This is a genomic window from Actinomadura coerulea (genome assembly GCF_014208105.1).
Lineage (GTDB): Bacteria > Actinomycetota > Actinomycetes > Streptosporangiales > Streptosporangiaceae > Spirillospora > Spirillospora coerulea.
Window position 1 is genome coordinate 7470115 of sequence record NZ_JACHMQ010000001.1, and the last position, 21599, is coordinate 7491713.

General features: G+C 73.8%; 17 protein-coding genes. 9 read left to right on the top strand and 8 right to left on the bottom strand.

Going from position 1 to position 21599, the window contains the following annotated elements; all coding sequences use genetic code 11:
- Positions 1–118: 118 nt before the first annotated feature.
- From BKA00_RS34735 to BKA00_RS34775, 9 genes are all read left to right on the top strand, one after another.
- Positions 119–1099 carry a ribose-phosphate diphosphokinase gene (locus BKA00_RS34735; RefSeq protein ID WP_141578287.1) on the top strand — a complete coding sequence of 327 codons (981 nt, stop codon included), beginning with the start codon at positions 119–121 and terminating at the stop codon, positions 1097–1099.
- A 298-nt stretch (positions 1100–1397) separates the two neighbouring features.
- Positions 1398–2036 (top strand): 50S ribosomal protein L25/general stress protein Ctc, encoded by a 639-nt coding sequence (locus BKA00_RS34740; RefSeq protein WP_185032289.1) that lies wholly within the window; start codon positions 1398–1400, stop codon positions 2034–2036.
- 125 nt (positions 2037–2161) lie between these two features.
- Complete coding sequence (gene pth, locus BKA00_RS34745) at positions 2162–2737, top strand: aminoacyl-tRNA hydrolase (protein ID WP_185032291.1); 576 nt, start codon at positions 2162–2164, stop codon at positions 2735–2737.
- A 397-nt stretch (positions 2738–3134) separates the two neighbouring features.
- A complete protein-coding gene (locus tag BKA00_RS34750; protein ID WP_185032293.1) occupies positions 3135–4610 on the top strand; it encodes a sugar transferase in 1476 nt (491 codons plus the stop codon).
- 132 nt (positions 4611–4742) lie between these two features.
- Entirely contained in the window at positions 4743–5687 is a 945-nt protein-coding gene (locus BKA00_RS34755; RefSeq protein ID WP_185032295.1) for a 3'(2'),5'-bisphosphate nucleotidase CysQ, read from the top strand.
- A gap of 124 nt (positions 5688–5811) precedes the next feature.
- Complete coding sequence (gene cysD, locus BKA00_RS34760; RefSeq protein ID WP_185032297.1) at positions 5812–6729, top strand: sulfate adenylyltransferase subunit CysD; 918 nt, start codon at positions 5812–5814, stop codon at positions 6727–6729.
- A gap of 47 nt (positions 6730–6776) precedes the next feature.
- A complete protein-coding gene (locus tag BKA00_RS34765; RefSeq protein ID WP_185035217.1) occupies positions 6777–8039 on the top strand; it encodes a sulfate adenylyltransferase subunit 1 in 1263 nt (420 codons plus the stop codon).
- A gap of 80 nt (positions 8040–8119) precedes the next feature.
- Positions 8120–9016 (top strand): glycosyltransferase family 2 protein, encoded by an 897-nt coding sequence (locus BKA00_RS34770; RefSeq protein ID WP_185032299.1) that lies wholly within the window; start codon positions 8120–8122, stop codon positions 9014–9016.
- Between the two features lie 93 nt (positions 9017–9109).
- Entirely contained in the window at positions 9110–9964 is an 855-nt protein-coding gene (locus BKA00_RS34775) for a hypothetical protein (RefSeq protein ID WP_185032301.1), read from the top strand.
- Positions 9965–9978: 14 nt separating this feature from the next.
- On the opposite strand, the gene BKA00_RS34780 is transcribed toward BKA00_RS34775, so the two are convergent.
- From BKA00_RS34780 to BKA00_RS34815, 8 genes are all read right to left on the bottom strand, one after another.
- Positions 9979–11307, bottom strand: coding sequence for an RCC1 domain-containing protein (locus BKA00_RS34780; protein ID WP_185032303.1), 1329 nt, complete (start codon positions 11305–11307; stop codon positions 9979–9981).
- The gene (locus tag BKA00_RS34785) at positions 11304–12623 is read right to left on the bottom strand and encodes a ParB N-terminal domain-containing protein (RefSeq protein WP_185032305.1); all 1320 of its coding nucleotides are present in this window, start codon (positions 12621–12623) and stop codon (positions 11304–11306) included. The genes BKA00_RS34780 and BKA00_RS34785 overlap by 4 nt, the downstream gene beginning before the upstream one ends.
- Positions 12607–14289, bottom strand: coding sequence for an MATE family efflux transporter (locus BKA00_RS34790; RefSeq protein ID WP_185032307.1), 1683 nt, complete (start codon positions 14287–14289; stop codon positions 12607–12609). Before BKA00_RS34790 ends, BKA00_RS34785 begins: the two co-directional genes overlap by 17 nt.
- Complete coding sequence (locus BKA00_RS34795) at positions 14276–16387, bottom strand: tyrosine-protein kinase domain-containing protein (RefSeq protein ID WP_185032309.1); 2112 nt, start codon at positions 16385–16387, stop codon at positions 14276–14278. Before BKA00_RS34795 ends, BKA00_RS34790 begins: the two co-directional genes overlap by 14 nt.
- 89 nt (positions 16388–16476) lie before the next feature.
- Entirely contained in the window at positions 16477–17952 is a 1476-nt protein-coding gene (locus tag BKA00_RS34800) for a hypothetical protein (protein ID WP_185032311.1), read from the bottom strand.
- Between the two features lie 7 nt (positions 17953–17959).
- On the bottom strand, positions 17960–18823 hold the full coding sequence (locus BKA00_RS34805) for a sulfotransferase domain-containing protein (RefSeq protein ID WP_185032313.1): 864 nt from the start codon (positions 18821–18823) through the stop codon (positions 17960–17962).
- Positions 18820–20046 (bottom strand): protein kinase family protein, encoded by a 1227-nt coding sequence (locus tag BKA00_RS34810; RefSeq protein ID WP_185032315.1) that lies wholly within the window; start codon positions 20044–20046, stop codon positions 18820–18822. Before BKA00_RS34810 ends, BKA00_RS34805 begins: the two co-directional genes overlap by 4 nt.
- Positions 20043–21461 (bottom strand): hypothetical protein, encoded by a 1419-nt coding sequence (locus tag BKA00_RS34815; protein WP_230298968.1) that lies wholly within the window; start codon positions 21459–21461, stop codon positions 20043–20045. The genes BKA00_RS34810 and BKA00_RS34815 overlap by 4 nt, the downstream gene beginning before the upstream one ends.
- Positions 21462–21599 lie beyond the last annotated feature (138 nt).

Genomic DNA, 21599 nt, shown 5'->3' on the forward strand with positions numbered 1-21599 from the left:
CCCGACCGGAGAGCGGCCCGACGACAAGACGACCCGCGCGCCGGCTCTTTGGCGCGTGGGAGGTGGGGACAACAACCCACATGTAGGGCACAGTTCCATTGAGGGGGAGTTGTCAGAGGTGAGTGGGATAAAAACGAGCGGTCAGAAGAAGCTGATGCTCTTCACCGGCCGAGCCCACCCTGACCTGGCCAGGGAAGTAGCCGACAACCTCCAGGTCGAGCTGACGCCGACGTCCGCCTACGACTTCGCCAACGGCGAGACGTTCGTGCGGTTCCTGGAGTCGGTCCGCGGCTCCGACGCCTTCGTGGTCCAGAGTCACACGGCTCCCATCAATCAGTGGATCATGGAGCAGTTGATCATGGTGGACGCGCTCAAGCGCGCGTCGGCCAAGCGGATCACGGTGGTCGCGCCGTTCTTCGGCTACGCCAGGCAGGACAAGAAGCACCGCGGCCGCGAGCCGATCTCGGCGCGGCTGATGGCCGACCTGTTCAAGACGGCGGGCGCCGACCGGCTGATCACCGTGGACCTGCACACCGCGCAGATCCAGGGCTTCTTCGACGGCCCGGTGGACCACCTGTTCGCGCTGGACCTGCTGGCCCGGCACTTCGAGAGCCGGCTGGACACCTCCCAGGTCACCGTGGTCGCGCCGGACGCGGGCCGGGTGCGGGTCACCGAGCGGTGGAGCGACCGGCTGGGCGGCGTCCCGATGGCGATCATCCACAAGAAGCGCGACCCGGACGTGGCCAACGAGGTCAAGGTGTTCGACGTGGTCGGCGAGGTCGCCGGCCGGACCTGCGTCGTGGTCGACGACATGATCGACACCGGCGGGACGATCGTGAAGGCGGCGGACGCGCTGTTCGACCAGGGCGCCACGAAGGTCGTCGTCGCGGCGACGCACGGGGTGCTGTCGGGCCCGGCGGTGGACCGGCTGAAGAACTCCAGGATCTCCGAGGTGGTGCTGACCAACACGCTGCCGATCCCGGAGGAGAAGCAGTTCGACAAGCTCACGGTGCTGTCGATCGCGCCGCTGGTCGCGCGTGCGATCAACGAGGTGTTCTCCGATGGCTCGGTCACGAGCCTGTTCGGCGGCCACAGCTAGATCTCCGCCTCGGGCACGGCACGGCGCGTGCCGGCGGCATGGAGGAGCCCCCGGCGGGGGGCCATGGCGCCGGCAGGGCCGTGGCGTTGGGCGTTGCCGTATTGGGCTAGACTTGTGCAACCGCGTATGCCCCAGGACGTTCAAGTGCGGTGCCCGCGCAGGGGCCGCACTCCCCGGGGAACGCAAACGAATCTTTGAGCGCGCCCGCCTTCGACGGCGCGCCAGGAACGCAACGCATCGTCCGTAGCGGACGTCCGATGGCGGACGGCCGTGGAAGCAACAACGAGGAGTTTTCGCCGTGTCCGAGGTACGCATTGCCGCCGAGCCGCGCACCGAGTTCGGTAAGGGTGCCGCGCGGCGCACCCGCCGGGCCGGCAAGGTGCCCGCCGTCCTCTACGGTCACGGCACCGACCCGCAGCACATCGCGCTGCCGGGCCACGACCTGATGCTCGCCCTGAAGACGCCGAACGTGCTGCTGACCATCGAGGGCCTGTCCGGCGGCTCCGAGCTGGCCCTGCCGAAGGACGTCCAGCGCGACCCGGTGAAGGGGTTCCTGGAGCACGTCGACCTGCTGCTGGTGAAGCGCGGCGAGAAGGTCGTCGTGGACCTGCCGGTCAACCTGGTCGGCGACGTCGTCGCGGGCGGCGTCGTCCAGCAGGAGCTGGTGCAGGTGTCGGTCGAGGCCGAGGCGACGCACATCCCCGAGGCCGTGGACCTGTCCATCGAGGGCCTGGAGGTCGGGACGCAGGTGCTGGCCGGCGACCTGAAGCTGCCGTCGGGCGTCACGCTGCAGGTCGACGAGGAGGCCCTCGTCCTGCAGATCGCCGACGCGACCGCGTCGGCCGGCGCGACCGAGACCGCGGCGGAGGCGGCCGAGGCCGCCGAGGCCGCTGAGGCCGCCGCCGAGGCCCCCGAGGGCGAGGCCGCCGCCGAGTGACGGCGGTGCCGCCGGGCCCGGCCGCCCGGCGCGCGGCCGCGCCGGACGGCGGGCCGCAGGGTACTTCCACGGCCCCCGCGGGTGCGCGCACCCGCGGGGGCCGTGCTCGCGTGTGAGGAGTGCGGGTGGACGCGGATCTCTGGCTCGTGGTGGGGCTGGGCAACCCGGGGCCGTCGTATGCGAAGAACCGGCACAACGCGGGGTTCATGGTGCTGGACGTCCTGGCGGCGCGCGCCGGGGGCAGGTTCAAGTCGCACCGGGCGCGGGCGGACGTGCTGGAAGGCCGTCTGGCGGGGGCCCGGGCGGTGCTGGCGAAGCCGCGCACCTTCATGAACGAGTCGGGCGGCCCGGTGAAGGGGCTGCGCGACTTCTACAAGGTGCCGGTGGAGCGGGTGGTCGTCGTCCATGACGAGCTGGACATCCCCTTCGGGGCGGTGCGGTTGAAGCAGGGCGGCGGTGACAACGGCCACAACGGGCTGCGCTCCATCACCCGGTCACTGGGCGCGAAGGAGTATCCGCGCGTCCGGTTCGGGGTGGGCCGACCCCCGGGGCGGATGGACCCGGCGGCGTTCGTGCTGAAGGACTTCTCCGCGGGGGAGCGCAAGGAGCTCGACCTGGAGGTGGACCGGGCGGCGGACGCGGTCGAGGCGCTGATGACCGACGGGCTGGCCGCGGCGCAGAACGCTTTCCACGCGGGCTGACCGGATCCGCCGCGCGATCGGCGGCGAGGAGGGGCGAATCGAGCGCGACCCGCTTTTTCGGCCCCGCAATTGCGTCACTGTCCATGACTGCCGGTGCAGGGCGAGAAGTGGTTCACCCGGGGTGACCGGACGCATTCGGTCGGGTGACCGGATCCGGCCTCACTCAGGGTGAATGGCCGTGATCAAGGCGGAGTGACGTCTTTTTCGTGTGCGCCTGGGCCGCTCCGGGCGCGTTGTCCAAGTGGTGGCCGCGTTCCGTCCGTGACCACGGCAAAGCGACCGTAAGATGCAGGCCGATCGAGGTTCAGGTTCAATGTGAACCTCGGGCGACGTTCAGCCGTCTTCGGTGTGAATCGCGCTGACGGGGCGCGCGTTACACAGGATTGGTGAGTGATTTATGGCCGTCGTTGACAAGGTTCAGGCCGAGTCATCGATCCGCCATGAGCACGAGCGCGCGGCGTCGCAGAACTGGAGCCGCTCCTACCGGCGGATCGCGCGGGTTCTCGACTTCACCAGCATGCTGATGGCCGGTGTCATCGCATTCGTGCTCAGGTTCCCGGGCGTCCCGACGGAGCTCGACGCGCCGTACGTGGTCCTCACCGTGGCCCTGCCGGTGGTGTGGGTCCCGGCGCTGATGCTGTGCCGCGCGTACCAGCCGCGGTACGTGGGCGTCGGGTACGAGGAGTTCCACCGGGTGCTGCGCGCCGGCTTCATCCTGACGGCGGTGGTCGCGATCGTGGCGTACGCCACCAAGACCGACGTCGCGCGCGGCTACGTGGTGATGGCGCTGCCCCTGGGGACGTTCCTGGCGCTGCTGGCGCGGTACCGGCTGCGCAAGTGGCTGCACAAGAAGCGGTGGCACGGCGAGTGCATGCGGCGGGTGGTCGCGGTGGGGCACCGGACGTCGGTGTCCGACCTGATCCGGCTGCTGCAGAAGAAGCGGTACCACGGGATGGACATCGTCGCCGTGTGCCTGCCGCCCGTGCTCGCGGCGGGCGAGGACGCGGTCGCCGAGGTGGAGGGCGTCCCCGTGCTGGGCGACTTCGGCCAGGCGGCGGCGGTCGCCGACCGGATCGGCGCCGACTCGGTGGCCGTGCTGGCGTGCCCGGAGATGGACGGCGTCGCGCTGCGGCGGCTGGCGTGGCAGATCGAGCGCAACGACGTCGAGCTGGTCGTGGCGCCCGCGCTGATGGATGTGACCGGCCCGCGCATCTCGATCCGCCCGGTGTCCGGCCTGCCGCTGCTGCACGTGGAGCACCCGGAGCTGGACGGCGGCCGCAAGGTCCTCAAGGGCCTGGTCGACCGGGTGGCGGCGCTGGCGGGGATCGCGGTGCTGAGCCCGCTGCTGCTGCTGATCGCCGTCCTGATCAAGATGTCCGGGGAGGGCCCGGTGCTGTTCCGGCAGACGCGCGTCGGCCGCGGGGGCCGGGAGTTCACGGTGCTGAAGTTCCGCACGATGGTCGCCGACGCCGAGGCGCGCCGGATGGAGCTGCTGGCCGCCAACGACAACGACGGCGTGCTGTTCAAGATCCGGCACGACCCGCGGGTGACGCGGGTGGGGCGCCGGCTGCGCCGGTACTCGCTGGACGAGCTGCCGCAGCTGTTCAACGTGCTGCGGGGCGAGATGTCGCTGGTGGGGCCGCGCCCGCCGCTGCCGAGCGAGGTCGCCCAGTACGGCGGGGACGTCTACCGCCGGCTGGTCGTCAAGCCGGGCCTGACCGGGCTGTGGCAGGTGAGCGGCCGCTCGGACCTGTCGTGGGAGGAGTCGGTCCGCCTCGACCTGCGGTACGTGGACAACTGGTCCCTCGCCCTGGACCTGCAGATCATGTGGAAGACCTGGTCGGCCGTCTTCCGCGGCTCCGGCGCGTACTGAGCGGGCCCGCCGCGGCGGGCGGCGCGCGGGCCGCGGCCTCGGGCCGCTGAGCGGGACCTCGTCCCGTGGCCGGCGCGGGCCCCATGAGAAAGTAGACCGAGCAGACCAGTCGAGTCGGGAATGTGATCTCAGATGACCGAGCCAGGGGCCAGAGACGATCATTCGCTCGCGGCCGAGCTCGCCGGGACGGCGGGCCGGCTGCTGCTGGGCGTGCGGGACGAGACGGGCTTCGCCGACGCGCGGGCCCTGAAGGACACCGGCGACCTGCGTGCGCACGAGTACCTGATGGCGGCGCTGGCCGAGCGCTGTCCCGGCGACGCCGTCCTGTCCGAGGAGGGGCGGTCCTCGGTCGCCGGGAAGCGGTCCCTGGGCGACGACCGGGCGCCGACCCGCAACACCGCCGACGCGGAGCGGCTCACGGCCTCCCGCGTCTGGATCGTGGACCCCTTGGACGGCACCCGCGAGTTCTCCGAGGAGGGCCGCCGCGACTGGGCCGTGCACGTGGCGCTGTGGGAACGCGACGCGTCCGGAGCCGGCCGCCTGGCCGCGGGCGCCGTCGCGCTGCCGGCGCAGGGCCTGACGCTCCGCACGGACGCGGTGGGCGGCGCCTCGCTCGTCCGGACGGACCTCGCCGACCCCGACCCGGTCACGGCCGGGCGCGGGCCCGCCGGGGCGCCGCCGCCCCGCGAGGTGCCGCTGCACGTCCCGGCGCCCGAGGGGGAGAAGCTGCGCATCGCCGTGAGCCGCACGCGGCCGCCGGAGTTCGTCCGGCGGCTGGCGGAGGCGATCGAGCCGGAGGTGGAGCTGGTGCCGATCGGGTCGGCGGGGGCGAAGATCTCCGCGGTACTGCTCGGCGAGGTGGACGCCTACGTGCACGCGGGCGGCCAGTACGAGTGGGACTCGGCGGCCCCGGCGGCCGTCGCGCTCGGCGCCGGGGCGCACGCGTCCCGGATCGACGGGTCGCCGCTGCGCTACAACCGCGAGGACCCCCGGCTCCCGGATATCCTGGTGTGCCATCCCATGTCGGCGTCAACGCTGCTGACCGGCATTCGGGAAGTGAGCGGCGCGCTGCCCTGACCAGTCCGTCCCCAGGACGGGACTGAACCGGCGCGGCCGGCGTTTCGACCCGGTGGGAAGGCATGCGCCCGTCTCCGTGCCACCGGTTGCCACTGCCAGAACAGCGTTGAAAGAGCCCCAGACCATGCAGCGTCGCGATTACCTGTTGTCCCAGCTGGACATCCTCGAAGCCGAGTCGATCCATATCTTCCGGGAGGTGGCGGCCGAGTTCGAGCGGCCGGTGCTGCTGTTCTCCGGCGGCAAGGACAGCATCGTCATGCTGCGCCTGGCCCAGAAGGCGTTCTGGCCCGCCCCGATCCCGTTCCCGGTCATGCACGTCGACACCGGCCACAACTTCCCGGAGGTGATCGAGTTCCGGGACCGCCGGGTCGCCGAGCTCGGCGTCCGGCTGATCGTGGCGTCGGTGCAGGACGCGATCGACAGCGGCCGGGTGGTGGAGCAGAAGGGCCGCCGCGCGTCCCGCAACAGGCTGCAGATCACCCCGCTGCTGGACGCCATCGAGGAGCACCAGTTCGACGCGGCGTTCGGCGGCGCGCGCCGGGACGAGGAGAAGGCCCGCGCGAAGGAGCGCGTGGTCTCCTTCCGGGACGAGTTCGGGCAGTGGGACCCCAAGAACCAGCGCCCGGAGCTGTGGAACCTGTTCAACACCAAGATCGTGCAGGGTGAGCACGTGCGGGTGTTCCCGCTGTCGAACTGGACCGAGCTCGACATCTGGGACTACGTGCGGCGCGAGGACCTCGAACTCCCGCCGATCTACTTCGCCCACACCCGGCAGGTGTTCGAGCGCGACGGGCTGCTCCTGGACGCCGAGACGGGCTTCGCCAACCGCGGCGAGGACGAGCCCGAGTTCGCGGCGACCGTCCGGTACCGGACGGTCGGCGACGCGTCCTGCACGGGCGCGGTGAAGTCGAACGCGGCGACGCTCGACGAGGTGATCGAGGAGATCGCGGCGACGCGGATCACCGAGCGCGGCCAGACCCGCGCCGACGACCGCACCAGTGAGGCCGCGATGGAGGACCGCAAGAAGGAGGGCTACTTCTGATGGCCAGCACGAACGACCGGCCCGCCGGGGACCGGCCTGCCAAGCAGATGGACCTCCTGCGGTTCGCCACCGCGGGCAGCGTCGACGACGGCAAGTCCACGCTGATCGGCCGGCTGCTGTTCGACTCCAAGTCGATCTTCGAGGACCAGCTGGAGTCGGTCGAGAAGACCAGCGCCGACCGCGGCGAGGAGTACACGAACCTGGCGCTGCTGACCGACGGCCTGCGGGCCGAGCGGGAGCAGGGCATCACCATCGACGTGGCGTACCGCTACTTCGCGACGCCGCGCCGCAAGTTCATCATCGCCGACACGCCGGGGCACATCCAGTACACCCGGAACATGGTGACCGGCGCCTCCACCGCCGACCTGGCGATCATCCTGGTGGACGCCCGGAAGGGCATCCTGGAGCAGTCGCGCCGGCACGCGTTCCTCACCACGCTGCTGCAGGTCCCGCACCTGGTCGTGGCGATCAACAAGATGGACCTGGTCGACTACGACCGGGGCGTGTACGAGCGGATCGTGGACGAGTTCACGTCGTTCGCCTCCAAGCTGGAGGTCACGGACCTGACGTTCATCCCGATCTCGGCGCTGCACGGCGACAACGTCGTCGAGCGCAGCGTGAGCATGCCGTGGTACGAGGGCTCGTCGCTGCTGCACCACCTGGAGCACGTGCACATCGCCTCCGACCGCAACCTGATCGACGTGCGGTTCCCGGTGCAGTACGTGGTCCGCCCGCACGCGTCGACGGATCCCGACCTGCACGACTACCGCGGCTACGCGGGCCAGGTCGCGGGCGGCGTGCTGAAGCCGGGCGACGAGGTGGTGCACCTGCCGTCCGGGCTGACCACGACGATCACGCACATCGACGGGCCGGGCGGGCCGGTCGAGGAGGCGTTCGCGCCGATGTCGGTGACGCTGCGCCTCGCCGACGACATCGACATCTCCCGCGGCGACATGATCGCCCGTCCGAACAACCGGCCCGAGGTCGCGCAGGACATCGACGCGATGGTCTGCTGGATGACGCCGGACCGCGCCCTCACCCCGCGCTCGAAGCTGGTCATCAAGCACACGACCCGCACCGCGAAGGCGATGGTGAAGCAGCTGCACTACCGGCTGGACGTCAACACGCTGCACCGCGACGACCAGGCCGACTCCCTCGGCCTGAACGAGATCGGCCGCATCTCGCTGCGGGTGACGCAGCCGCTGTTCGTCGACGACTACGGCCGCAACCGCCTCACCGGCGGCTTCATCCTGATCGACGAGGCCACCAACAACACCGTCGCCGCCGGCATGATCACCGGCACGCGCTGACCCGGCCCGCGGGGCCCGGCGGGCCCCGCGGCGGCCGCCGGTCCGCGTCCCCCGACCCCCTACGACAAGGCAGGCCCTGGATGCCCCCATCCGTCGGAGTCGTGCTCCCCACGCACAACCGGCCGGAGCTGCTGCGCCGCGCGCTGGAGTCGGTGCTGGCCCAGGAGTACGGGGGCGAGGTCCGCGCGGTCGTCGTCTTCGACCGGGCCGAGCCCGACCCGTCCCTCGCGGGGGACCGCGTCGAAGTGATCCGCAACACCCGGGCGCCGGGCCTGGCGGGCGCCCGCAACTCCGGGGTGCTCGCCCTCGGCACCGACCTGGTCGCCTTCTGCGACGACGACGACCTGTGGCTGCCCGGCAAGCTCGCCGCGCAGGTGAAGGCCCTGGAGAGCGAGCCGGACGCCGTGCTGTGCAGCTCCGGGATCATGATCGACTTCGACGGGCGGGAACTGCCCCGGCTGGCCGGGACCGACCGGGTGACCTACGACGCCCTGATCCGCGACCGGATGATGAGCGTGCACTCCTCCACCTACGTGGCGCGCCGCGAGCCGCTCATCGAGATCGGCATGGTGGACGAGACGATCCCCGGCAGCCAGGGCGAGGACTGGGACCTCGCCCTCCGCGCCGCCCGCCGCCACCCGGTGGTGAACGTGGACGAGCCGCTCGTCCGGGTCCTGTGGGGGCTGACGTCCTACTACGCGCAGGCGTGGGAGACGAAGGTCGCCGCGCTGGAGTGGTTCCTGGAGCACTACCCGGAGATCGGGAGGGAACCGGGCGCGGCCGGGCGCGTCTACGGGCAGCTCGCCTTCGGCTGCGCGACCGTGGGCCGCCGCAGGGACGCGCTGCGCTGGTCGGCGCGCGCCCTCAGGGCGAACCCGGCCGAGCGCCGCGTCCCGTTCGCGCTGGCCGTGGCGTCGGGGGTGGTGTCCGGCAAGCGCGTCCTGCTGGCCCTGCACACCCGGGGCCGCGGCATCTGACCGAGGCGATGCCGATTCCCCGGCTTTGGCCACCTTTCCCCAAGTCGCGCCGGTAATGTCGATGGCCTTCCCAGCGTTGAAGGAGCCTCTTCCGTGAACCACTTCTCCCGCCGCATCGTCGCGTCCGGGACGTTGGCGCTGGCCCTCGTGCCGGCGTTCGGAATGACCGCCGCGCCCGCCTTCGCGGGCGTCGACCTCGACGCGGTCGCCGAGGGCATCAGCGAGAGCGGCTACTACGTCGACTCCCACGCCAAGTACTACCAGTCGGACGGCGCCCAGGAGCTGCTCCGCAGCGCGCAGGGCCGGTCCGTCGCGGTCTTCATCGCGATCCTGCCGCCGGGGAACGACCCCGGACAGGTCCTCAGCCGGCTGCCGGGCCTGATGAAGCGCAAGGGCACCTACGCGGTGCTGGCCGGCGACCAGCTCCGGGTGTCCTCCACGGCGCTGCCCGGCGCCCGCGTGAAGTCCATCTACGACGGCGCAGTGAAGGGCAGCAAGGGCAAGCCCGACCTCGCGCTGCTGCGCTTCGTGCAGACGCTCCCGGAGTCGAAGTACGCGCCGCCGAAGACCGGCAGGCCCGGCAACAACGGCAAGCCCGCACCGGAGACGTCCGTCCAGAAGCAGCAGAAGCAGGAGCAGGAGGAGCGCACGCTCGCCCAGTCGCAGCCGACCGGCCGCGCCACCGGGTACGAGGCCCCCGAGGACGACGGGTCGGCCATGCCGTACCTGCTCGGCGGCGGCGCCGCGGTGGTCGTGGTGGCCGCCGGCGCCGGGTTCGTGCTGTGGCGCCGCCGCTCCGCGACCCCCGCTCCCGCCGGCGGGACCGGAGCCCCGGGCGCCGCCGCGGCGCCGCCTCCCGCGCCCGCGGCCCAGCCTCCCGCGGCCCAGCCCCCGATGGACGGACCCAAGCCCGGCGACTCCCGGCCGGAACCGCCCCAGAGCCACTGAGGGCCTTCCGGAGGCTACGGCGCTCCGGACCTCAGCAGCAGGATCAGGTGGCGCTCGCCGACGCCCACCGACAGGGCGCCGGCCGGTACCGTGCCGGCGGCCGTCAGCGCCGTGCCGGGACGGCTGCGGGGCGTCCTCTTCCCGGAGCCGAGCTGGCCGCTGCCGCCCGCGCCCCAGGTCAGCAGCGTCCCGTCGGTCAGGATCGCCGCGCCGTAGGCCTCCCCGGCGAACACGCGGGTGGCGCCGCGCAGCTTCGGGGCGCTGCGCCCGACGACGGTGGCCGGGGCGGTACGCGGCTTGAGCGTGCCGTCCCCGAGCTGCCCGGCGGTGTTGTTGCCCCAGGCGACGATGGTCCCGTCCCCGCGGAGCGCGTAGTTGTGCTTCTCCGCCGCGGCCACGGCGGCGACGCCGTCGAGGACGCCCTTCCCGCCGACTCCCGAGACGAGGACGGGCGTGAGCCGGTCCTGGCGCGTGCCGTCGCCGAGCTGCCCGAGCTCGTTGTGGCCCCATGACGCGACGCGCCCGTCCCGCAGCAGCGCCAGCCCGTGCTGGCCGCCGACCGCGATGCGGACGGCGCCGTCCAGCCGCGCGGCCCCGTCCAGGCCGCGCACCGGGACGGGCAGGGACCGGTCCTCACGGGTGCCGTCGCCGACCATGCCGTTCGCGTTGGCGCCCCACGCGAGCACCTGCCCGTCGCCGCGCAGCGCCAGCTCGGTGTGCCCGTCCGCCGCGATCGCCGTGACGCCGGTGAGCGGCCCGCGCCCGTCCGGCGCACGCACGGTCGTGGGGGCGGCTGGAGCGGTGCGCTCGCCGGTGCCGCGCTGCCCGGACGATCCCTCGCCCCAGGTCACGACGGTGCCGTCGCGGCGCAGCGCCATGGAGAAGTCGTTGTTGGCGGAGACCGCGACGGCGTCGTCCAGCCGGCCGGGCCGCCCGTCCGGGGCGCGGACGCGGACGGGCACGCCGCTGTCGCGGGTGGTGCCGTCGCCGAGCTGGCCGTCGTCGTTCGCCCCCCACGCGACGACCTGCCCGCCGTCGAGGACGGCCAGCGAGTGGCGGCCGCCTCCGGCCACGGCCACGGCGCGGTCGAGCCGCCCCCGGCCGCCGGCGCCGGTGACGGGGGCCAGCCGGGGATCGGCGGCCGGTCCCGGCCGGCCGAGCTGCCCGCTGGCGTTGAACCCGCTGGTCCACACGGTGCCGCTGCGCGCTCCGGCGGAGCCCGCGGCGGGCGGCGGGGAGACCCGCGGCACGCTCGCGGGCGCGGGCGACCCCCCGCACGCCGCCGCGGCGAGGAGCACCGGGAGGGCGATGAGCGCGGCGAGCGGGCGGCGCGCCGGGGTCACGCCGAGCGGACGCAGGCGAACAGGTGCCTGCTGTAGTTGTCCTCGTAGGGCGGCCGGGCGTCCTCGTCGGGACCGAGGTCGACGATCTCGTCGAAGCCGGTGTTCTCGCGCAGGAACGCCGCGACGCGGGCCGGGTCCCAGCCGCGCAGCGACTCGGCGAACCACGCCTCGTTGTCCTGGCCGGTGTCGAAGAACAGGACCCGGCCGGTGGCGCGGTCCAGCAGCCGGATCAGCTCCTCGGCGCTCACCGAGCCGCGGCCGAGGACGAAGTGGTGCAGGAGGCTGAAGCAGGACACCACGTCCCAGCGGCCGGCGTCGTGCCCGCCGAGGAACTCGACGCAGTCGCCGGTGGAGACGACGCCCTCCGGGAGCCCGTAGACGGCCCGGCCGAGCGGGACGGCCAGCGGGTCGCGCTCGATGCCCTCGGCGTCGAGGCCGCGCTCGGCCATCTTCGCGACGAACCAGCCGTAGCAGCTCGCGACGTCCAGGTAGCGGCCCCCGGCGATGCCGCGCTCGGCGAGGAACGCGTCCATCTTCGCGAGCCGGTCGGTGCACTGCCGGACGGTGGTCCAGCCGGTCCTCAGCTCGGGCGCGTCGATCGGCTGGTAGAGCTCGTGGGTGCCGTCGAGCCAGCTCATCTTCAGCAGGAGGTCCTGCAAGGGGGTGGTGACCGGCAGCCACTTGGCGACGACGTTGGCGCCGTCGGCGCCGCTCATCGCGGCGATGGCGAGCCGGTGGTGGCCGTCGAGGATCTGGTACTGGTCGGAGCCGCGGACGGGGGCGACGAGCACCGGGTCCTGCGGCCCGCTCTGCTGCGGGCGGGGCGCCGCGCCGGGCGCCTCCTCTCCGCGGTACCGCGCGACGAACGCGCGGGCGGCCGCGAGGACGCCGGCCTCGTCGGTGCCGCCGAAGTAGTTGCCGCCCGCCTCGATGCAGCGCAGCCCGAGCCTGCCGTAGGCGCTGGACAGGATCTCGGCGTCGGTGAGCTCCGGCCGCTCGTCGGCGAGCCGCAGCAGCGCGACGTGCGGGCCGTCCAGGAACGGGGTCGACGGCCACAGCAGGTCGCCGGTGCGGTCGGCGAACTCGCGGGCCGTCCAGCCGCCCTGCGCGCCGACGAGGAGCTGGTCGAACCGGACCGGCACCTTCCACGGGCGCCGCAGCACGGCGGTGGACACCGCGACGCGGGCCGCGGCCGGGATCGGCAGCGAGCGCCCGGCGTCGACCAGCCGCCCGTACACCGGGCCGCTCGGGGCGAGCCCGCTCTTGCGAAGCACCGCGCGGGACTTGCGGCGCACTTGGTCAATTCCCGTGGGCATGCATGCTCCTGGCAGATGTCGTTTCGGTGGCGGGTGAGACGGCGGCGCCCGCGAGTGCGGCGCGGCCGCGTCTCCCCGGCAGCAGGGAGGCGAAGGCGGTGAGGGACAGCCGCTCGCGGCCGGCCCACAGCAGGGCGAGGTACAGCATCGCGCCCGGGACCAGCCCGCCCGCGAGGGCGGCCTCGCTGGAACCGGCGGCCAGCCGGACGGCGAGCGGCACCGCCGCGAAGCTCACCAGCGCCGAGCCGCCCGCCCAGAACAGCCCCGCGCTCGCCGGTGTCATGTCGAGGATCCGGCGGACCTGGACCAGGGCCAGCAGCGTCCGCACGAGCAGTCCGCACGCCCGCGCCACCGCCGCCCCGGCGATCCCGAACGGCGGGATCAGCAGCACGTTCAGCACCAGGTTCACCCCGAGCGCGGCGCTCTGGTTGACCAGGCTGAGCCCGCTTCGGCCCGCCATCAGCAGCATCACGTCGCGGGCGCCGGTCGCGGTCGCCACCAGCATCGCCATCGCCAGGACGACCGTGACGACCTCGCCGGACCCGCGGTAGCCCTCGCCGAAGGAGCCCACGTACACCGGCGCGCCGACCGCGATCGACAGGTGCACCGGCCAGGCGAGTGCGAGGTTCCAGGACGCGCACACCGCGAACACCCGCTGCGCGCCCGCGCGGTCGGCGAGCGCCATCAGCCTGCTCACCGCGGGCTGCATGACGTTCTGCACGGCCTGGGTGACGAGCTGGCTGATCACGATGAACCGGGTCGCGGCGGTGTAGATCGCCGCCTCCCGGGGCGAGCTGAGCGCCGCGACGAGCACGATGTCGGCGCGCTGGAACGCCGTCTGGCAGATCTGCGCGAACGCGCGCGGAGCCGTGAAGCGCCAGAAGTCGCCGGCCAGCGGACGCCACCCGGACGGCGTCCCGGCCTCCGCGGCCGCCGGCGCCCCGGCGCGGCCGCTCCGGCTGATCTTCAGGTACCACAGGAGGGCGACGACCAGGCACGGCAGGTACGGCGCGGCCCATGCCAGCGCGAGCCACACCGCGTCGTCGGTCAGCAGCGCCGCCACGACGACCCCGGCGACCTGGAGCGTCTGCCGCAGGATCTTGTCGACGAGGACGGTCGGCCGCATCGAGCCGTACCCGCGGGTCGCCGCGAGCAGCGCGTCGTGCGCCCCGGCGAGCGGCAGGAACAGCGCCAGAACCCGCACCATGCCCACGGCCTGGCCGGGGTCGTCGGCGCCGATGTGGCCCGCCGTCCACGGCGCGGTGAGGGCCAGCACGAGACCGGCGGCCAGCGCCGTCGCCGCGACCGGCACGAGCGCCAGCGGCACCGTCCGCCGCGCGGCGCCGCGGTCGCCGAGCGCCAGGTGGCGGGGCAGCCAGCGCAGCAGGCCCGCGTCCGTGCCGAGCCCCGACACGGCCTGAAGGATGATGAACAGCGACGTCGCCGCGAAGAACGTGCCCGCGACCCGCTGCGAGTACAGGTGCGCGACCAGGAAGACGAGCGCGAGGCCCTGGACACCGGCGACGGCGGCGCCGACGAGGTTCAGGGCACCGCCTCTGGCCAGCCTGTTCAGGTTCGGCCCGCCCGGCCCGGTCTGCCCGGGCCCGCCCGGCCCGGAGGACTTCGGCTCGTCCGCCTCGGACGCGTCGGAATCAGGGGCCGGCATGCCGGCCGGCCTTGTGCGGCTTCTTGCCGTAGCGGGGCGAGACGTCCGGCGCCGCGTCCTTCGGCCCCGCCGGGGGCGTGCCGTCCGAGCCGTCCTCCGGCAGATCCGGCGGCAGGAACTTGGAGATGTCCTCCTGCGTGCGGGTCGCGGCCGACTCCAGCGCCTCGTCGGCGGCCGCGTCGGCCGGCTCGGAAGGCTCGGGGCCGGCGGGCGCCGCCGGGCGCGGACGCGCCCCTCCCGTGCCCTGGGTGACCTCCGTGGGGGAGACGGGCTTGGGGGCGACGGGCTTGCCCGGCCCCGACGGGGGGTCGAGCGCGGGCGGAAGGGGACGGCGCTGCGGCTCCGGCTGCGGCGCCCCGCGCCGCCCGGTCGGCCCCGGCCGCGGCTCGCCCGCGCGGGGCGGCTGCTTGACCTGCGGCTGCTTGACCTGCGGCAGCGCCTGCGTGACCAGGGAACCGGAGTCGGCCGGCTCGTCGTCGGGCTCGTCCTGCGGGCCGCGCGGCTGGTCCTCGGCCCACGCGAGGGGCGGCTCCGGGGCGCGGCGCTTGCCGGGACGCGTCTCCGGAGCGCCGCCCTGGGGCGGGTGGGACTGGCGGGCGGGCGGAGCCTGCCGCGCCGCGCGCCCTCCCCGCGGCTCCGGCGGCTCCAGCAGGGCGCCGAGCACCGTGACGCCGGCGCGCTCGGCCTCCACGTACGCCTGCCGCAGCTCCTCGCGGGTCGTGACGCCCTGGTTGATCACGAGCACGACCGCGTCCACGAAGGTGCACAGGGCCTGCGCGTCCGCGTCGTGCAGGCTCGCCGCGTTCACGATGAGGTACTCGCTGCGGCGGCGAAGCACCTTGACGGTCTCGCGCATCCGCGGGCCGCTGAACCGGTGGGCGGCCTCGCGGGCGCGCGGGCCGCGGGGCAGCAGCCGCAGCTGCGAGTCGGTGTGGATCAGCAGGGTCGCCGGGTCGGTGCCGCTGAGCAGGGTGTCCGACAGCCCCTTGCCGCCGGGCCGCGCGCCGAACAGGGTGCTGACGTCGGCGTCCTCGGTGGTCGCGTCGATCATGATCGTCTTGGCGCCGGCGAAGGCGAGCGAGACCGCGAGGTTGGCGCTGGCCATGCGGGCGCTGCCCCCGGGGGTGGCGTTGCTGATCAGCAGCGCGACCGGGGTCTGCGGCGCGGTCGCCACGACCGCGGCGCGCAGCCGCCGGTACGCCTCGCCGACCGGGCTCTTGGGCGCGCTGACCAGGGCGAGCGTGTCACCGGACGGGCCGCCCGCCGGGATGGTGGACAGCGTCCGGACGCCGAGGCCCTCGATCGACTCGGCGTTCCGCAGCCGCTGGTTGAGCCGCTCCCGCAGCAGCATGACCACGAAGCCGGCGACCAGTCCGAGCATCAGGCCGCCCGCGCCGTACATCGCGGGCCGGACGATGCCGGGCCCGGCCGGCGCGTCCGCCGGAGTGATCACCTGGCCGGGGTCGAGGGGGGTGCTGGCGATGTCGTTGGACTGCTCGTCGATGACGCCGAGCTGGTTGGTGTAGGCCGTGACGCGCTGCTGGAGGGTGGAGCGCCGGGAGCCGGAGGAGGCGGCCAGCTCGTTGTTGGCCCGCTGCAGGAGGCGCTCGACCCTGGCCGACTGCGCCTTCAGCTTGGCGAGCTGGTTGTTCACCACGGCCTGCGCGCGCTGCGTGCGGTACTCCAGGTAGGCGTCGGCGAAGGCCTGCGCTCCCGCGCGGGCGTTGCCGGAGCTGCTCGCGGTGTAGGTCAGGTTGAGCACCTGGGTGTTGGGCGGGACCGTGACCCCGATGTCGCCCTCCGCCTCGTGCCCGAGCTTCTTCTGGACGATCTTGGCGACGCTGTCGGTGGCGACCAGCTGCGCCTCCGTCTGGAGGTTCACGAGGTCGTCCCCGCGGCCCTCCGGCGAGTACGGGTTGCCTTCCAGCGGGCTCACCAGCACGGTCGCGGTCGCCTTGAACGGGGGCGGCACGGCCATCTCCAGGACGACACCGAGCGCGGTGCCGAGCACGGCGAGCCCGATCAGCGCCCCCAGATAGCGCCGGACCAGGGCGAGCAGGTGCCCCCCCTGGGCGTCGGCCGTCTGGTCAGCTCCCACGACGATCCCCCTCATCGATCAGGCTCGTGCTCGGCGGAGTGTTCATCTCGACTTTAACCGCGCCTTGCAAGAAGACGGTTCTGTTCATCTCAACCTTGTCCAGGAGCGGCGGCCCCGACCGGGGACGGGCGGGCGGCGCGCCGCGGAGCCGGGGACGCGGGCCCGCGCAGGACGGGCGCGGTCAGAACGATCACGCGCGCGGGGCTGGCGGCCTGGTCGAGGGCCAGCACCCCGCTCGCGACCTCGCGGTCCAGGGCCCGGCCGCGCTCGACGACGACCAGGGCGATGTCGCTCGCCGCGGCCGCGGCGATGGTGTCCGCGCCGTTGATGTCGGGTGTGGTGATGACGACGATGCGGGACACGCGGCCGGCCTTGTCGACGGCCCGGGTGAGCTGCCGGTCGTCGTCGCTGCGCACCAGCCGGACGTTGAAGGAGTGGCCGGTCTCGGCCGCGGCCGGCGGCTCGTGGAAGGGCTCGCCGTCGGCGACGATGCGCAGCACCGTCGTCGCCGACCCGCCCTCGGTGCACAGCTCGGCCAGCTCGTAGGCCATCTCGGTGCCGGCCGAGCCCGGGACCCCGGCGACGAGGACGGTGGTGGCGTCGGCGTCGAAGACGAGGTTGCGCAGCCGCCGCGCGACCTCGCGGTGCCCGGTGCCGAGCGCCGTCCCCTCCACCATGATCGGAAGCCGGCTGTGCAGCCGCAGGTCGGCGGGCCGCCGGATGCGGCGCGGCCGCGCCTCCCTGACCACCACGTAGCCGATCCAGCCGAGCAGGCCGACGCCGAGCCCGGACGCGATCGCGACGTCGCGGCCGGGATCGTCGCCCCGGCGGGGGAGCGGGGCCCCGCGCAGCACCTCGCCGGGCTGCTCCTGCTTGCTCTTGATGGTCGCGACCTGCTTCTCCACGTCGCGGATCTGCTTCACGAGCGCCTGGCGGCGCGTGCGGGTGGTGAGCCGGCGCAGCTCGTCCTCGTCGCCGGGGAGCGCCGCGAGCTGCTTCTTCAGCAGCTCGGCGTTGTTCTCCAGCGCCTGGCGGTTGTGCTCCAGCACCTGGCCCAGGATCCGGTTCCGCAGCGCCAGGTAGGTGTCGGCGACGACCCGGGCGCCGTCCTGGGCGGTCCGCGGCGTGCCGGCCCGCACCGAGATCGTCAGCACGTGGGTGTTGGACGGCACCGTCAGGCCGATGCGGTCGCGCAGGTCCGCGTCGGACGCGTCGAAGCCGGGCCGCTCCGCCAGCTTGGACAGCACCGGGCGGGACCAGACGAGCTGGGCCTCGGTGTCCATCGTCGTCTCGCGGGGGGCGCGGGCGTTGGTGTCGATCGCCGAGCCGATGTCGATGGAGGGGTGGAGCGCGACCGGCGGCGCCAGCACGTAGATCTGCGCGGTGTAGGTCGTCGGCGTCAGCACGATCTTCACGACCCCGACCGCGCACCCGGCCAGCAGCGCGACCAGCAGCGCGACCAGGTGGCGGCGGACCACGCCCGCGTACCGGGTCACCGGGACCGAGTCCGGCGCGAGCGGCGGTTCCGCCTGCACGCTGGCCGGGCCGAGGGTGCGTTTGCTCATCGCCGCCTCATCGCCGCCAGGCGGGCTCGGTGCCGAGGAGCGCGGCGAGCTTGTCGTCCCAGGGGGCGTAGTAGTCGGCCAGGCGGCGCTGCAGGTGGTCCGGCAGCGGGGAGCCCGGCCGGGCGTTGTGCCGCTCGAACGACGCGGGCCGCCACGCCGGCAGCCCCAGGAACCGCAGGATGGAGTCGTAGCAGGGCTCGGGTTCGGTGAAGAAGTCCTCCGCGAACACCACGAGCACCCTGTCCCGTCCGAAGAGGGCGAACAGCCGCTCGATCTGCTCGGCGTAGCGGCCGCGGTCCAGGTAGGAGTGGTGGCGGTGGCCGTGGCTCACGTAGGCGGGGTCGGCCCGGATCTTGTCGATCTCCCCGGCGAGCCGCTCGGGCTCCAGGTCGAGGGCCCGCTCGAACGGCTCGGTCTCGAACCCCCGCGCCAGCTCGTGCTTGTGGGCGGAGTAGGCCCGCACCACCGGGTCGCGCAGCAGGACGACGAGCTTCACCCCGGGCAGGTCGCGGGCGATCCGCTCCGGCGCCAGCGGGTGGTGCATGTAGTAGCCGGCGGACTCGAACGCCTGCGGGACGGCGCCCCGCGCGCGGCGCTCGGCGAGCGCCCGGACCGGGAAGTGCCCCCGGTACCAGGCGAGACCGCGCGGGTAGTTGACGTCGAAGTAGTGCACGCCCTTGTGGAAGTTGGGCTGGACGGTCGCCGGGTGCGCGGCCAGGGCGCGGAACAGCGAGGTGGTGCCGCCGCGCTGCGTGCCGACCATGAGGAAGTCGGGCAGCATCCGGGCGCCCGAGGTCAGCCGTCCTCCGGCGCGGGTCGCGGCCCGTCCCGCCTCCTTGACCCACGGGGGGGCGTCACGACGTGAGATCACGGGGTTCCTCCCGAAACCGTCTCCGGTGGATGGGTGTGCAGGAGCGCGAGCAGCCGCTCGGTGTCGGCGCGCAGCGGCCCTCCGATCGGCTCCTGGGCGGCCAGCAGGTAGCGGCGGCACAGCTCCAGGAGGTAGAGCCGGACGGTAGCCCGCGCGGCGGGGCCCGTCGGCCCGAGCGGCTCCAGGAGGGCCGCGGCGCCGTCCGGCCAGGTCGCGTAGGGCGGCCCGGACGCGGTGCGCATCGCCTCCTGGAGACGATAGTGCAGCAGGTCGAACCCGTTCGGGACGCCGCGCGAGAACCGTTCCCAGTCCCACAGGCGCAGCACGCCGCGGTGCCAGGCCATGTTCCACGGCGTCCAGTCGCCGTGCCAGGCGCCGAAGTCCAGGACCAGGTCGCCGTGCGCCTTGCCGACGCCCTCGACGACCTCGCCGAAGACGGCGCGCTGCCGCTCGTCCAGGACCAGGCCGGGGCTCGCGGTCATCTCGTCCCAGTAGGGGCTCCCGCGCAGCGGCGCCCGCTCGACGCCGCCGACCTCGAACAGCGCCCGCATCTCGGGGACGGGGGCCCGCCCCCGGGGGCGCCAGCCGAGCGCGCTGGTCGGGAGCGGTTCGAGGACGAGCAGGTCCAGGCCGTTCCACGTGCCGTGGTGGAGCAGCCGCGGGACGTGCGGGAGCCCGCGCGCCCCGGAAGCGGGCAGGCGGGCGTTCAGGTAGGTGAGGGCGGCGGCCTCGCCCTCCAGGAGGGCGCGGGCCGTGCCGGTGTCGCCGATCTTGACGAAGGCCGCGGGCTCGCCGCGCGGCGTCAGCACGTGCAGGATCGGCTTGCGGTTGGCGCGGGCGCTCCCGAGCCCCACGCTGACCACCACCGGCCGGCCGAGCAGCTCCGACAGCCGGTCCTCGACGGAGGGGCCGCCGCCGGTGACGCGGAGCCGGTCGCGCAGCGTCCGCTCCGGCAGCCCGGTGCGGACCGCCGCCGCGGTCAGGCCGCGGGAGGCGCGCTGCTTCGGGCCGAGGTCGTGGCTGTAGCGGCGCAGCGCGGCCGCGGTGGCGCGCGGCATCCCCGCCGGGACGAGCAGCCGCGGCCGCTCCGCGTCCGGCAGGAACGCCAGTTCCCGGCGCGCCCCCTCGGAGCTCCCCGGTCCGACGGCCTCCACCCGCGCGTCCGGCCACAGGTCCCGCACGGCCGCGATCCAGGCGGCCCGCGTCTCCTCCGGTGCGCTCACAGCGGCGCCTCCGCGGCGGCGCCGGCCGGCGCCGCGACCCGGGCACGGGCGCGCGGCCGGGCCTCGGCGCGGGCGTCCCGGCTCGCCCGCCACATCAGGCCCACAGCGATCATCACCGTGTACAGCGGTACCTCCACCATGTCGTAAGTGATCATGAACAGGCCGCAGGCGATCAGGACGGCGCAGCCCGCCAGCGAGTACGCGCCGCGCTCCCGCCAGTGCCGCAGGAACCGGACGGCGAAGAACGCGCAGAACGCGATCGTCCCGACGACGCCGTTGGCGAACAGCAGGAGCCACAGGTGGCCCTGGGTGCCGAGGGGCGGCGAGCCGCACGCCTTGCAGCCGATCTTGTCGCCGCCGGAGACCTGGCCGAGGTCGCCCTGGACGTTGCGGGTGGACCCGAAACCGACCAGCGGGGAGCCGGTCAGGGCGCTGCGGGTGGTCTCCTCGGCCAGCATCGTGCGGCGGTTGTTGCTGTGCGGGTTGTCGAGGCGGTCCTGGACGAGGCCGGGCAGCGGCGACAGCGCGACGACGATCGCGCCGGCCGCGGCCATCCCGGCCGTCCAGGCGATCACGCGGGGACCGCCGACCTGGAGCAGCTTGGCGACGCCGAACAGGCCGATCGCGCCGAGCGCCCCCCACAGCCCCCGGTTCAGCGAGTACACGACGGGCCACAGCGACGCGGCGAGCACGGCCAGCGCGAACGCGCGGCGCCGCATGTCGGCGCGGACGATCCAGGTCAGCAGGAAGTACGGGAGGAAGAAGGCGTAGGCGGCGCCCCACGTGTTGGCGTAGGCGAACGGCGCCATGGGCCGCGACTGCTCGAACCCGAGGATCGACTCCACTTCGGAGACCCGCGGGTGGACGATGTCGCGGACGAAGGAGTTGGAGGTCAGCCCGTGCGGCAGCACCATCTCCACCGGGGAGGTGAGCTGGATCGACGGGAAGAAGGACCCGATCAGCCCGCCGACGGTCGTCACGATGAACATGTAGCCGAGGAGCCGGCCGATCTTGCCCGACGGCAGCTCCCGCTCGCTCATGTTGCCGACGTAGAGCAGCACGATGGTGGACGACAGGTACCAGGCGAGCCGGTAGCCGTACACCAGCACCCGGCTGAACCCGCCGCCCGGTTCGGCGAGGGGCGCGTCGGCCCACAGCACGAGCACGCCCAGCACGACCCAGAGCAGGAAGAACAGCCACGCCCCGAAGCCGCCGGGCGCCACCAGGGTGCCGCGCCGCCGCCACAGCGTCATCGCCATGGGCACGCTGATGAGGAGCAGCATGATGTTCGCCAGGCCGAGGATCCACCACAGCGGGAAGCCGAGCAGCGCCACGGCGAGCGGCCAGCCCGGCCGCAGGCGCCAGGGCAGCAGCCGCGGCGTCGCGAGAGGCGTGCTCCCCGCGATCCCTCGCATCCCGGCCAATCACCGCTCCGTTTCCGTGGGACGCGCCTGCGGGCGCGCGGACCGCGCCGTCCGGTCCCGGAGGCACGTCGCCCATGGAAGGACGTCCTGTCTCTTACCAGGGGCGACAGCGGACGGTGGCCGATTTCG